Origin of the sequence: Aquidulcibacter sp., assembly GCF_020253525.1 — a bacterium.
In the GTDB taxonomy this organism is placed as follows: domain Bacteria; phylum Pseudomonadota; class Alphaproteobacteria; order Caulobacterales; family Aquidulcibacteraceae; genus Aquidulcibacter.
The window spans coordinates 1-12,423 of the sequence record NZ_JADCBK010000037.1; the positions used below are offsets into that span (position 1 = coordinate 1).

Here is a 12,423-nt window from a genome sequence, read left to right on the forward strand (position 1 = left end):
GCGACCGCTATGACCCGGCTATGGAAGCGCTTTTGGCGAACCTGCCCCTTTTGGCGCGCCATGATCTGAAGAGCTTGTACGACATTTGCGGCGTCGATGGGGCCGATCTGGCCGATATGATTGCCGAAATCCGCGCCCTAACCCCCAAGCCCGGGGCGACCTTTGGCAGTGCGGAATCAAGCGCCATCATCCCAGACGTTTTCGTTCGCGAAGGGCCGATGGGCACCTGGCTGATAGAGCTAAACTCTGACACTTTGCCCCGCGTGCTGGTCAATAATGCTTATGCCGAAAGCGTGTCGCGACAGGCCCGCTCGCAGGATGAGCGTTCGTATCTGGCCGAAGCCCAAGCCGATGCCAATTGGCTGGTCAAAAGCCTCGATCAACGCGCCCGTACCATCCTGAAAGTGGCGAAGGAAATTGTGCGCCAACAAGATGGCTTCTTGACCTATGGCGTCGCGCATCTGCGCCCGCTCATTCTCAAGGACGTGGCACGTGCGATTGAGATGCACGAATCCACGGTTTCCCGCGTCACCAGCAATAAATTTATCTCAACCCCACGCGGCGTGTTTGAGCTGAAGTATTTCTTCACCACCGCTATTCATGCCTCCGATGGCGGCGAGTCGCACTCGGCAGAAGCCGTCCGTCATCGGATCAAGAGCCTGATTGATGGCGAGATGGTTGAAGCACCCTTGTCGGATGATCGTATCGTTGAAATCCTGCGCGAAACCGGTGTTGATATCGCGCGCCGGACCGTGGCGAAATACCGCGAAGCCTTGCGGATTCCCTCCTCTGTGCAGCGCCGCCGCACCATTAGCCGGGTTGGCTGATCGGCGAGATTGTTCGACTGACGGTTTAGTTGATCAAGCCATTTAATCTTTTGATAAATATATTATTTATCTCGAAGTTATCGGTCAAATTGCCTTGATCTTGCCGCACTTCAGCGCAAAATCATCTTCCCAAAGCAAAGTTCCAGTGCAACACTGATGTGACGGTGGATCTACACCGCACCCAGTTATAGGGAGGCACCTCAGATGGGCAATCTCACAGTCAGAGTCACAGGCCGCAACATCGATGTGGGGGAAGCTTTACGGGGCAAAATCCAAGAAGATCTTGAGGTCGGCGTGGGGCGTTATGTGTCGCGCGACGGCGAAGCGATTGTGACCTTGGACAAGCAACGCCACCTCTATCATGTTGAAACCATCGTCCATCTCGATTCGGGCATTACGCTAGAAGCTAATGGGGAGGCCTCAGAGCCACACGCCGCTTTTGCCGCCGCTTTAGAGAAGATTGAAAAGCGGGTTCGCCGCTATAAGCGCCGCTTGAAGGACCATCACGCCAAGCACCATGCGCCGCTGCCACGCGAAGAAGTCAGCTATAATGTCATTGAGCCCGATGATCTGGATGAGGGCGATGATGGGCAAGACGCAGGCATTCCTGCCGGCCCCGCCGTGATCGCGGAAACCAAAACCGTGATTCGCACCATGCCTGTGGCAACCGCTGTGATGCAGCTAGAGCTGGGTGAAGCACCGTTTCTGATGTTCAGAAACCCCAGATCCAGTGCGCTAAACGTTGTTTATAGGCGCGCAGATGGGAATATTGGTTGGATTGATCCAGCCCCTAGTGTATCGGGCTGATGACGACGACGTATTTTTTCAAACCAGTCGGCTTGTGCGGGGGCGCAGGTCGACTCGAGAAAAGACCTTATGCCAGATCTTGCAGACCTTATCCGTGCTGACGCCATCGTTTTCCGGATCAAAGCACAGACAAAGAATGAAGTCCTCTTGGCCCTTTCCGAGGCGGCTGTCGCAGCCTATGGGGTCGATTTGTCGGCCACGTTGGAATCGACGCTTGAGCGGGAGCGTTTGGGCAGCACAGGCGTTGGCGAAGGCGTGGCCATTCCCCATGCCCGCCTGAAGGGCTTGAAGGCCCCAGCCGCGGTTTTGGCCTTATTGGATCCGCCGGTTGACTTTGAAGCACCCGATGGTCGGCCTGCCGATATTGTTGTGCTGTTGCTTTCGCCCGAAGAAGCAGGTGCCGATCACTTAAAGGCGCTGGCGCGCATTTCCCGCTTTCTCCGCCGTCAAGATGTACGCGATGGCTTGCGCGCAGCCCGCTCTGCGGCCGCCATTCACGCCTTTACCACCCAATCGTCGGCCTCTGAAGCCGCATAAAAAGGTCGGCCACAGCGCATGCTGGGCCGACCTATTTGTTACCAAGCACCGCAAGCTTAGGCCGGCAGCAATGCCTCATCATGCACTTTTGCAACCAGTGCCGGCTCCAGCTTCAAGCGGGTCGCTAAATCTGCCAAATAGGCCTTTTCAGCTGGGCCTTGGGTGTTGATCGCCACCAGAGAGGCCGCATAAATCTCCAGCGCCAATTCAGGCGACGTGGCATCGGCCACCACTTGCCCAATGTCCAACGGCTTGGCCAATTCATCAAACAAGAAGGCCTTTTCACTGTCGGACAAGTCGATCTTGGCCAAATGGTCAAACAATTTAGCCTTTTCAGCCGCCTCAATTTGACCATCTGCCTTCATGGCCGAGATCATGGCGCGAATGGTTGCCTTGCCCACGGCTTCTTGATCTTGCGCATTGCTGGGCAGAAACACACCGCTGGGCGCAGTCTCCGTCCCGGCCTTACCTTGATGTTTCTGATAGGCATTATAGGCCAAAGTGCCCAAAGCCGCGAGGCCGCCCAAGGTTGCCGCTTGGCGACCAAACTTACCCGCAACGCCCGACAACAAGAGCCCACCCAAAACGCCAGCCGCACCAGCGCCCAGGGCAATATTTTTAGCATCTGCATCGGTCTTGACGCGATCCACACCGGCCTGCCCCTCGGTCTTGATGGCAGAGATGGCTTTAGGCAGCTCGCTTTGCAGCGCAGCGAAAATCTTATTGGCGTCAAACATGTCTCATGTCTCCTCGGGGCTGGCACTCATTCCAAGCCATGTTCCATAGATTGGGAGGCTGCGCCTTGCATGCAAGAGCGTGTTCACGAACAGTTGCTCAAACCCCTGCGTCGTTGTATCAGGCCCCATCTTTTGCCCTCAATCAGCAAAAGCCAGACGTGGGCCCACCCACATCAAAAACGTGCCGCAATAGCTCAGTCGGTAGAGCACATCATTCGTAATGATGGGGTCGCAGGTTCGAATCCTGTTTGCGGCACCAGTTTTTTCTTAAAAATCAATTATCTACAGCCGGGATCAAGCTTCGAAATAGGTGGGATTATATACCTATTTTTGGTTTGCTACCAATTTGCTACCAAGGTTTGGAGGCCTTGGTGGGTAACGGGGGCTGCAAATAAATCTGCAAGTCGAGCATATCCCGCGCATTCAAAGTGTGACTTACGATGACCCTTGTCGGTTTATTGCGAAGTGAATTGGTCAACCATGGTGCCAGCAATCGGCTTGGCAATTTTGTCTGGTTCGATAACGCACGGAAAATGCAATCCTATCTCAGCACAGCTACGGCTGATTTATCCTAGCTAAGATTGGCAATCATTGGCCGATTGCGGAAGGGACGGTTTGGAGTTCCGAAAGTCAAATTGCGGCCGCCGCTTTGACCTAGTTGACGCTATGACGCACGAGCAATCAGATACCCGATCCTACAATGGCAAGAGCGCCTTATGCATTAATCTTATCAAGCTATCGTCCAGCGATCGAATTTCTGCTTCTTTTGGTAAAGCTGGCTAAACTTCAACATATAGCTGGAGCAGAAGGGCTACATTGGCCCCGACCCGATTTACTAACATTACCTTCCAGTGACGATCTCGCGACCTTTACGCTCTGCCAATGCTTTATTGACCTATTATATAATAGAGATTGAGTAGCTTAGATTTCTGGAGTAGAACGCTGCCAAAGAGACTATGGCGTGCGCTGTTAAAAACCCGCCCAAATTGGAAACAGTCAAGCAAGAATGATCATTGGCGTTCACCACATAGGCTTAATGGTCGCAAAACGCTTGCATGCGCCGTGGCTTGAGCACATCTGCACATTTGTAGCCGATGGATGGTGTGTTGGCCCAAACATTCATCTCAAACTTGAGGTCAACCATAACCCAATTGCACAACCGACAATAAGCCGGCCGGTAAACATGCCGGGGATAGCGCACATATCCCTTCAGTCCCGTGATATAGACGAAGGGCTAGCGCGCGGTTTGCAGGCTGGACTGGTACCTTTATCCGAGCCAGTCGATCTAGGGACGCCTTTTCGTTACCTTTACGCCCATACCGATGACGGTATATTGCTGGAATTAGAAGGCGCGCCATTTGTTCGCGACGCCGACCCTCGTTATTGGATTGGACACATCGCTTTTGTTGCACGCGATATCGAGCCCCTGGTTGGATTTTACGCACGAGCACTTGGGTTAAAAGCCAGCGCGGTTTTGAGGCTGCAGGCCAATGCAGGTGTGGATAAAGTGGCTGGCCTGAAAGATGTTGACCTCAGCGCCATGTGGCTGCCTGGTTTGAATTTGGGCCTCGAGTTTTGGCAATATCATAATCCCGTCCCAGCCCCTGACCTAACGCAAGTAAGCACAGGGTTTCAGTATTTATGTTTTGAATGCACCGATTTCGAGGCTGACTACGCTCATGTCGTGAGTCAGGGTGGTGTGCCCGACACACAATATCATTTAGAACTGACAGCCTGCAAAAGTGCAGCCTTCAAGGACCCGGAAGGCAATGGCTTTAGGCTGATTGCTTTTGATGATGCCGATGATCCCATGGCGATCAAAAACTTACCTCACAGAGACATTTTGGCGCGAGTCAGCTCTCAGTTAGTTTAACTTAAAAGTTGGCACTTTTCAGGGCGGCTCCATCAATGCGCAGATTTGCGCCCGTGATGTAACTTGCTAGTGGTGAACACAGAAAGGCGACCGGATCGGCTACTTCCTCGGGCGTCGCGTGTCGGCCCAGCGCTGCTAAGCGCGCGGCGGCAGCAAATAATTGTGGTGCCCCAGTCCTCACCTCATCCCAGAATCCGCCCTCAAACATCACCGGTCCCGGCGACACCGCATTGACGCGTATGCCTGCTGGACCGTACTTGGCAGCCAATTGACCGGTCAGTGAGATCACACCGGCTTTCATCGCGCCGTACGCATCCTCTCCCGGTGGCAACTGGGTTAGGCCTGAGGCAATGGAAGCGATAAACACTAATGAGGGGTCCTTGCCTTGCTTGAGGTATGGGATAGCCGCTGTAGCGATCCGAACGTGCTGGAGAAGATCAACTTCAAAGCTCTCGCGCCAGGCTTCTTCGCCTCCTTTAGTTGGCCGCGTGGACACATTGCTGACGACAATGTTGAGGCCGCCAAGGTTCTTCACAGCCGCTTCGAACCATGTGCCAAAAGCACTTTCATCACGAACATCTAAAGCCTGTCCAAAGGCGCGGACCCCGAGGTTGGCAAACTCTGCTTGGGCTTTGTCAACACCACCTTGCGAACGTGCACAAAAAGCAACATCACAACCTTCGCGCGCTAGTCGATGCGCAATAGCATAGCCAATGCCGCGCGTTGCGCCGGTAACAACAGCGCGTTTTCCTTTCAGATTGAGGTCCATGAACGTGTGTCCTTTCGTGGTTTAGCGCGCCACCATGCCACCATCGATGGGTAGCGAGACGCCGGTGATGTAAGAGGCCGCGTCGCTGCACAGCCACAAAGCTGCCTCAGCGACTTCTTCAGGTTCACCATAGCGGTTCATTGGGGAATTGGCGGCAAAAGCCGCACGAATAGAACTGGGATTATCGGGGGCCAATTCGCGCTCTAGCTTAAACATCATTTCAGTTGCTGTCGGCGAAGGACAAACAGCGTTTACACGTATGTTATGTGCTGCGAGTTCAACGGCTGCAGCTTTGGTTAAACCAATCACGGCATGTTTGCTGGCGGTATAAGCGTTTATGTTACGCCCGCCTGTAAAGCCGACAATCGACGATGTGTTTACAATGGCGCCTTTGCCACGTGCCTTCATGGCCAGACCAGCGTGCTGGATTCCTAAGAATACACCACGCACATTCACTGCCATCACGCGATCAAACTCAGCCTCTGGGTAAGAGAGAATGGATGCGCGTGGACCTGTTATGCCAGCGTTGTTAAATAGCGCATCCAGTCCGCCGAAGTCGTGCTCTGCCAATGCTAGGGCACGGATCCAGTCCGCAGTTTTCGAAACGTCGCCGCAGATCGTTGCTAATGCCTCGTCTTTTCTAGCGGCGCGCAATGCCTCAAGCCCTTGTTCATCCATATCAAAGGCAATCACGCGGGCCCCATGCCTCATAAACAAATTGACCGCCGCCAAGCCAATGCCACTGGCCGCGCCTGTGATCAGGACGGTTCGGTTTTCAAGGCCCAAGTTTGGCAAATTAGTGGATCGATTCACAGATTTCCTCGTCACTTCATTTCCTATTATACATATCGTCGATAACGAAGATCCGGCTCAAGTCAAGGTATGTTGCCGCCGCCTAACAACACTGGGACAAAAATCCCTCTACGAGTTGGGCGCAGAAGGTAGGACGTTCGCGAAACACGCAATGTCCTGCGCCCTCAATTTCGCTGATCTCACAATTTGGAGCAATCTCTCCAAGGCCCAACAGGGTAGATGGCGCGAAGAGTGCATCATTCGTACCCCAAACCAAAAGTGTCGGACTTATCACGGGTTTAGGAGGTTGGCGGCGTTGACTTGGGTTACCGCTATAGTCGAACCTGGCCGCACGATACCAATTAAGCATAGCTTCCCATGCGCCATCTTGTTTCCATTGAGCAATCTGAATGGCCTTGTCGTCTTGGCTCAGGAGCCCTTCAGCGAAGTCTTTGCCAAAGATAGCGTCCCATGTTTCGCTGTCAGTTTTCGCTTCAAAGGCCTTGTGGGAATCGGCTTGCGCAAACTGCGCAGCATAAGATGACGCAGCGCGCTGTGCGAGGTCGGTATCGAGCGCCAACTGCAAGCAATAAGGGTGAGGCGCGTTAAAAATCACCATCTTGCGCACAAGGTCGCGATGGCGGCTCCCAAAATGCCAAGCAACTAGCCCCCCCAGTCATGGGCAACAATATCCACCTGCTGATAGCCATAGGCAGCAATCAAATTGGCAATGTCATCTGCGAGAAAGTCTACTCTATAGTCATTCTGGTCACGTGGTCGTGACGATTGGCCAAAGCCGCGTTGGTCTGGCGCGATGCAATGATGGCGTGAGCTTAAGGACTTCATCATTGGGCTAAAGGCGCGCCAATGTTCTGGGAAGCCGTGCAGAAAAACAACCGGCGGCCCCTCTCCAATCGTGCCGACATTCAACGTGATAGCACCACAAACTATCGGCTTTTCATCGAACCCTAAGGGAGTACACAGAGACGTCATCTCTACTTATTGGAACATTCGTCAATTGCTTGCAAGTCAGAGGTTCACAAACTGTCAGAAAGCCGTTATTAGAAAAATAAATTCACAGGTTTAATAAGGTATGCCTTTGACCCAAACTGCCAAACCGCGCCGGACACGTCTTGCTCCTGAAGAGCGTAGTCAATTGATCCTCGATGCGGCGGCCCAAATTGTCGTTAATGAGGGCGTTAGTGCTGTAAACATGGATCGGCTCGGCCGTGATGCGGGGATTAGCAAAGCGCTGGTTTACAATTATTATCCCAACCGCAGTGAGTTGTTGCGCGCTTTACTGTTGCGCGAAGTACGTCTGTATCAAGCCCAACAGCTCAGCGCGGCTGAAAGCGCCCCTGACGTTGAGTCGCTCATCCGGATAACGACGCGGGCCTATCTTGATCATATCGCCAAAAAAGGCGTGTTGATCGAACGTCTCATGAGCGAGCCTTCAATTGCTCAAGGTATGGGTGAAATGGAGCGGCAAGGGCGAGCGCGCACGGTTGAGTACTTTGCCATCAAACTCAAAGAAGGCCTTTCAATGCCGATTGAGCTTGCGCGCATGTTGACAGAGCTTGGCATGGGTCTGACAGGTGCTGGAGGAGCTTATTTGGACCGTACTGGCTGCAACATTGATTTGCTTGAAGATATGATCGTTTCGATGCTAATGGCCAATATCTCAGCCGTTGAGAAGGACTACGCCAACTGGCGAAAGGTTGAAACGGCGGGATTACGTCTAAGAACTTAGACCTTAACAGATTGCAGCAGTTCTAGGAAGTAGCGTCTTCCTAAGTTTCACGCCCGAGGGCTTTGGCTATCTGGTCATGCCGAGCGCGCGTAATCCCATAAGAAGCTAGGATAATAAGCGAAATAGTTGCAATCACTGCTGGAACGGGTCCCCAGATAAGTACCAAGAGGTTCTGCGTCGAGTCCGGGACAACTTCAGAACCCGGCTTGCCGGCGCTGCTTGGAAACTTGATCAGGTCAAGCGCGACGCCTGCAACCATAACACCCAGTCCAGTGGCCGCTTTGTTTGCAAAGCCAAGACCCGCAAAATAGAGGCCTTCACGACGACGGCCAAACAGTTGCTCGTGCTCATCAGCGGCATCAGCCATCATGGACGGATAAGCGACGGCTATGAACCCAAATCCGATCCCGGCAACAAAGGAGTTGAACTGCATCGGTGGAAGTGCCGCGTCACCAAGCGGGTGGTAAAGGCCCGCAAGCATCGCGCCTTGAAGGACCAGCCAGTTGGCTATCAGCAACGCGAAGCCGATAATGACAACATTTTTCTTCTCCATCCGCCTTTGGAAAGCCGGCGCAAAAACCACACCAAGCAAGATACCAACCAAAAACGCATAGCTTATGAACTGGATCTGTTCACTTTCGATCTGCCACACGAAAACAAAGGCATGGCTATTCAGGCTGGCGTTTGCACCTGCGGCCACATAGATGATGACAGCAGAAAGGAACAGCAACCGAAACGAACGATTACTGAAAATCTCCTTCACCTCGCTAGGCAGCCTTCGCAGCATTGATCCTGGCACTTGTTCGGGTTGGGGCAAAGCCGCTGCGTACTTGCGAATACCAATGCAACAAATCGTCAAGCAAAAGAAAATCAAGGCAGCAACTGACCATCCAAAGCTTGGGTATCCATCAGGCTTTTGAAGGCCACCATTTGCGAAATAGATCGAATAGCCGATAGCGGTCACCACGACACCAGAACAAATTCCAGTAAAGGCCCGATAAACGACGACACTGGTTCGCTCGGCGTAGTCGGTCGTCAATTCCGCACCCAACGCAATATAGGGCACGTTGAACAATGAGATAAAGCTTCGGACCGCAACCGACATCACAGCTAGCCACGCGAATAAACCGATCTGACCAAGGCCTATTGGGGGTGAAAACAGCAATCCCAAGGATAATGCGATCAGCGGCACAGAGATAGCCATAAGAGGCAATCGACGACCATATTTAGACTTGAGGTTATCCGACCAAGACCCGATCACAGGATCGACAGAGGCGTCTGCCGCCAAACCGACAGCCAAAGCCGCACCGACCAACGTACCCGACAGCCCAAGGACCGCAGAATAATAAAAGAAGATGAACGCAACGGCTGCATCAAAACCACCGTTTTGGCCTGCCTGACCTAAGCCGTACGCAAGCTTCAAAGGGATAGTCAACTTCCGCTTTTGCTCGGTCATTGCCGGGCCTTTAGGCTGTTCTAGAGTTGCCACTTTTCATCCCCCAGCTATTTATGTCTCTTTGTTTTCAAGCAGAAATTTACGTATCTCAGCTAGATAAGCAGGGAAATTCTCGCGGCGGATATTGTGTCCCGCTTGTTGAACCTCGACAGACTGAACGCGCGGGTTAACCCTCATCGCTTCAGCGGCAACTTGGGGTGTCACCAATCCGCCGCGTGCCTGCTCTCCATAGACTAGCAAGGTTGGCACAAGAATTTTCTCGATCACAGCTTGCCACAATGGAAATACGACCGGCATGGCGTCAGGGTCGACTTGCCGCTTGGCGAGAGTCCAGGCTGGAAACTCATCATCGTGCCAGTCGGGTGTTGCTTCCTTGCCCATCTGGGTGATTTCGGCGTCCGACATGCTTTGCAAACGCAAGACTTGAAGGCGAAACTTCTCTTTGCGACCCATTCGTGACGATAAGTCAGAAGCGGGAACAAACGGTGGGTCTTCTAAAATGACTCTTGAGACGAGGTGGGGATAGTCAGCGGCAAAGGTTGCTGTCGCGAGCGCACCAATAGAATGACCCATTACGATTGGCGTTCTCAAGCCAAGAGCCTCTACTGCTTCGGCAATGTCTCGACCAGCGTTGAAATGCGCGCCGTCTGGCAATCGCGAACTTGTCCCATGCCCTCGCGCATCCAGCATGACAATGTCAAAGTCGTCTTCCAAGGCTCTAGCAAGTCTGCTCCAACACAAACCATTGTCAGTCAAACCATGCGACAGAACCAGTACTGGTCCAGAGCCTCCCGTGCGGTGGTATGCCAAGTACCCGCCAGACACTGAAACCTGCCCTGATTGCCAATCGCTGCTCGTGTTGGCGGAGTTGGGGGGTTCAGCGCCTACCATGCATAAGCTTCAGGCGCTGAGCCGCAAGGTGGAAAAATAGTATCTATTTTCAATAGAATATCAGCGTTCAAAACGATGTTGGGTACATGTGCGATTGAGGTCAGTTGTTCTTTGTTGCTCGGGCCGATTATGGTCGCGGCGATACCTGCTTGATGCAATGTCCAAGCCAAGGCGACTGCGCTTGGGGCCTCTCCTATTTCGGCGCAAACCTGACTGAAACGCGTAAGCTGATCCTGCCTCGCTTCCCTTGCCGTTCTGATTGCATCTGACCGCCGTCGTCCGCCATCCTCGCCTGAATCGAGCGACAACAGGCCCCCGGCAAGCGGGCTCCAAGAAATCACGCTTAAGCCATATTCTAGCGCGGCCGGGATGACTTCTAGTTCTGCGCGTCGTTCGATCAGATTATAAAGGCTTTGCTCTGAGATCAGTCCAAGACGGTTTCTGACTGCCGCCTTTTCATTCATCTGAGCAATCTTCCAACCGGGAAAGTTACTCGACCCGGCATATGTGATCTTGCCTTGGGCGATTAGCCGATCAGTAGCCTGCCAAATCTCTTCGGGCGGCGCATTTCGGTCGATATGGTGGAACTGGTAAAGATCGATGTGATCGACTTGCAAGCGCTTCAAGCTGGCGTCGCAGGCCTTTTGAATATGCCGGGCTGACAAGCCACGATCATTAATGTCACTCGACATGGGCTCATAGACTTTAGTTGCCAGTACCAGATTGTCGCGGCGTCCACTTTTGGCAGACAGCCACTTGCCAAGTATGGTTTCCGTCGCTCCAACGCCCAGATGGCCCCCATATTGGTTCGCAGTATCGATGAAATTGATGCCTAGTTCGACGGCTTGGTCCAGAATTTCATGGCTCTCCTTTTCTGGGGTCCGCGGCCCGAAATTCATCGTGCCCAAGCACAGTTCGCTGACTTTTAGCGCGGTTTTGCCAAGCCGACGGTACCTCATAGTCGCGAACGCCAAGCTGAGGTCACGGTGCCCATAAGGTCGCCTCCGTCTTCAATGGCTCGCTAGAATCCGCAACACAGAATCGCGAGAGGAATTGGGCGCGCTTGGATAGTTTCTTGTGATCGGAATAGCTAATTCCTGGAACGATCGGCTCACGGAACCATGGCGCGTAAAATTCGAGATTGGGAATTGCCCGCATCTTATCTGATATATTGGGCGTGCCGCCATGCCAGGCGCGCACATCGCGGATCATGATGGCCCCTGCAGGTGCTGGGCAAACAGTGCTCAACCGCATCCATTCAGGTTCGTCCTCAAGTGTTGGGATCGGAACACGTGAATGCTGAGTTCCAGGAATTTGCCGGGTTGGCCCATTGAGACGTGTAACATCTTGAGGCAAAAAATTCACGCAAACATAGGGGCACGGTAGGTCGCGAATTGTCAGTTGGCCACGTGGATCGTGAAATGAGCTGAAACGAGACTTTGTCGGGCTAATCCAGTCGCTTACATCTGAATGAAGTGGCTGATAGCCGGTTGCACCGGGCAAACAAAAATCACCACTCGCAGCGCGCAGCGAATAATCACCCGAACCGAATATCGCCGTCACAAGCTCGTCTACCACCGCAATCTCGAGTAACATTTGCCATTCGGGGCGGTGAAGCTGGCTGCGAGTCAGGCTTGAACCACCAAAGGAATAGCGATGCGAACCGCGATTACCGCTGCGCTCGTGATCCAAAGCGAGTATTTGGGCTGCGACCTCGCTGCAACCATTGGCCAAAAACCTTGTCTGCTCTTCATCCAACACGTTAGTGACAACCACAAAGCCATCGCGCTGGAACAGCTTGACCGCTCTATCTACCTCATGTGGTTGGAGCAGCTCTAGCCCCTTTATGCCATTATTGGCTTCCAAGTGTGTACGCAACGCGACGGTTTCAAAGCTTTCAACCACAGTTTTCATCATACCTTCCTGAAGCGCGGAATCAGACGTCATTGTTAGGTCTTACCCGGCCTTCCTATGAAGACCCAAC

General features: G+C 53.1%; 12 protein-coding genes, 1 tRNA gene and 1 pseudogene. 6 read left to right on the top strand and 8 right to left on the bottom strand.

Annotation, left to right across the window (positions count from 1 at the left end):
- The 3 genes from rpoN to IOB61_RS04925 form a co-directional block, all read left to right on the top strand.
- Positions 1-827 (top strand): RNA polymerase factor sigma-54 (gene rpoN, locus IOB61_RS04915; RefSeq protein WP_290813050.1); only part of this gene is annotated, 827 nt, incomplete at its 5' end.
- Positions 828-1,031: 204 nt separating this feature from the next.
- Positions 1,032-1,634, top strand: coding sequence for a ribosome-associated translation inhibitor RaiA (raiA, locus tag IOB61_RS04920; RefSeq protein ID WP_290813052.1), 603 nt, complete (start codon positions 1,032-1,034; stop codon positions 1,632-1,634).
- A 69-nt stretch (positions 1,635-1,703) separates the two neighbouring features.
- Positions 1,704-2,171 carry a PTS sugar transporter subunit IIA gene (locus IOB61_RS04925; RefSeq protein WP_085339347.1) on the top strand — a complete coding sequence of 156 codons (468 nt, stop codon included), beginning with the start codon at positions 1,704-1,706 and terminating at the stop codon, positions 2,169-2,171.
- A 56-nt stretch (positions 2,172-2,227) separates the two neighbouring features.
- Here the strand turns inward: IOB61_RS04925 and IOB61_RS04930 are convergent, their stop codons facing one another.
- The gene (locus IOB61_RS04930; RefSeq protein ID WP_290813055.1) at positions 2,228-2,908 is read right to left on the bottom strand and encodes a tellurite resistance TerB family protein; all 681 of its coding nucleotides are present in this window, start codon (positions 2,906-2,908) and stop codon (positions 2,228-2,230) included.
- A 183-nt stretch (positions 2,909-3,091) separates the two neighbouring features.
- Between IOB61_RS04930 and IOB61_RS04935 the strand changes: the two genes are divergently transcribed.
- A tRNA-Thr gene (locus IOB61_RS04935) sits at positions 3,092-3,167 on the top strand.
- A gap of 747 nt (positions 3,168-3,914) precedes the next feature.
- On the top strand, positions 3,915-4,781 hold the full coding sequence (locus tag IOB61_RS04940) for a VOC family protein (RefSeq protein ID WP_290813057.1): 867 nt from the start codon (positions 3,915-3,917) through the stop codon (positions 4,779-4,781).
- 1 nt (position 4,782) lies between these two features.
- Here IOB61_RS04940 and IOB61_RS04945 read toward each other — a convergent pair whose 3' ends face one another.
- The 3 genes and pseudogenes from IOB61_RS04945 to IOB61_RS16795 form a co-directional block, all read right to left on the bottom strand.
- Complete coding sequence (locus IOB61_RS04945; RefSeq protein WP_290813060.1) at positions 4,783-5,550, bottom strand: SDR family NAD(P)-dependent oxidoreductase; 768 nt, start codon at positions 5,548-5,550, stop codon at positions 4,783-4,785.
- Between the two features lie 21 nt (positions 5,551-5,571).
- Positions 5,572-6,363 (bottom strand): SDR family NAD(P)-dependent oxidoreductase, encoded by a 792-nt coding sequence (locus IOB61_RS04950; protein WP_290813062.1) that lies wholly within the window; start codon positions 6,361-6,363, stop codon positions 5,572-5,574.
- 82 nt (positions 6,364-6,445) lie between these two features.
- Positions 6,446-7,335, bottom strand: a pseudogene (locus IOB61_RS16795) (alpha/beta fold hydrolase).
- A gap of 163 nt (positions 7,336-7,498) precedes the next feature.
- On the opposite strand from IOB61_RS16795, the gene IOB61_RS04965 reads away from it, so the two are divergent.
- The gene (locus IOB61_RS04965) at positions 7,499-8,092 is read left to right on the top strand and encodes a TetR/AcrR family transcriptional regulator (RefSeq protein WP_290813068.1); all 594 of its coding nucleotides are present in this window, start codon (positions 7,499-7,501) and stop codon (positions 8,090-8,092) included.
- 40 nt (positions 8,093-8,132) lie between these two features.
- Here the strand turns inward: IOB61_RS04965 and IOB61_RS04970 are convergent, their stop codons facing one another.
- The 4 genes from IOB61_RS04970 to IOB61_RS04985 are packed head-to-tail and all read right to left on the bottom strand — an operon-like array spanning position 8,133 to position 12,386.
- Positions 8,133-9,581, bottom strand: a complete 1,449-nt coding sequence (locus IOB61_RS04970; protein WP_290813071.1) for an MFS transporter — start codon at positions 9,579-9,581, stop codon at positions 8,133-8,135.
- Positions 9,582-9,599: 18 nt separating this feature from the next.
- Positions 9,600-10,439 carry an alpha/beta hydrolase gene (locus IOB61_RS04975; RefSeq protein ID WP_290813073.1) on the bottom strand — a complete coding sequence of 280 codons (840 nt, stop codon included), beginning with the start codon at positions 10,437-10,439 and terminating at the stop codon, positions 9,600-9,602.
- Positions 10,433-11,398, bottom strand: a complete 966-nt coding sequence (locus tag IOB61_RS04980) for an aldo/keto reductase (RefSeq protein ID WP_290813075.1) — start codon at positions 11,396-11,398, stop codon at positions 10,433-10,435. Before IOB61_RS04980 ends, IOB61_RS04975 begins: the two co-directional genes overlap by 7 nt.
- Before the next feature lie 22 nt (positions 11,399-11,420).
- Positions 11,421-12,386 carry a phytanoyl-CoA dioxygenase family protein gene (locus IOB61_RS04985; RefSeq protein WP_290813077.1) on the bottom strand — a complete coding sequence of 322 codons (966 nt, stop codon included), beginning with the start codon at positions 12,384-12,386 and terminating at the stop codon, positions 11,421-11,423.
- Between the last annotated feature and the right edge of the window lie 37 nt (positions 12,387-12,423).

Bases quoted from the DNA above. Each gene is read 5' to 3' on its own strand.
- raiA (WP_290813052.1), top strand. From the start codon at position 1,032: ATGGGCAATCTCACAGTCAGAGTCACAGGCCGCAACATCGATGTGGGG.
- IOB61_RS04925 (WP_085339347.1), top strand. From the start codon at position 1,704: ATGCCAGATCTTGCAGACCTTATCCGTGCTGACGCCATCGTTTTCCGG.
- IOB61_RS04930 (WP_290813055.1), bottom strand. From the start codon at position 2,908: ATGTTTGACGCCAATAAGATTTTCGCTGCGCTGCAAAGCGAGCTGCCT.
- IOB61_RS04940 (WP_290813057.1), top strand. From the start codon at position 3,915: ATGATCATTGGCGTTCACCACATAGGCTTAATGGTCGCAAAACGCTTG.
- IOB61_RS04945 (WP_290813060.1), bottom strand. From the start codon at position 5,550: ATGGACCTCAATCTGAAAGGAAAACGCGCTGTTGTTACCGGCGCAACG.
- IOB61_RS04975 (WP_290813073.1), bottom strand. From the start codon at position 10,439: ATGGTAGGCGCTGAACCCCCCAACTCCGCCAACACGAGCAGCGATTGG.
- IOB61_RS04980 (WP_290813075.1), bottom strand. From the start codon at position 11,398: ATGAGGTACCGTCGGCTTGGCAAAACCGCGCTAAAAGTCAGCGAACTG.
- IOB61_RS04985 (WP_290813077.1), bottom strand. From the start codon at position 12,386: ATGACGTCTGATTCCGCGCTTCAGGAAGGTATGATGAAAACTGTGGTT.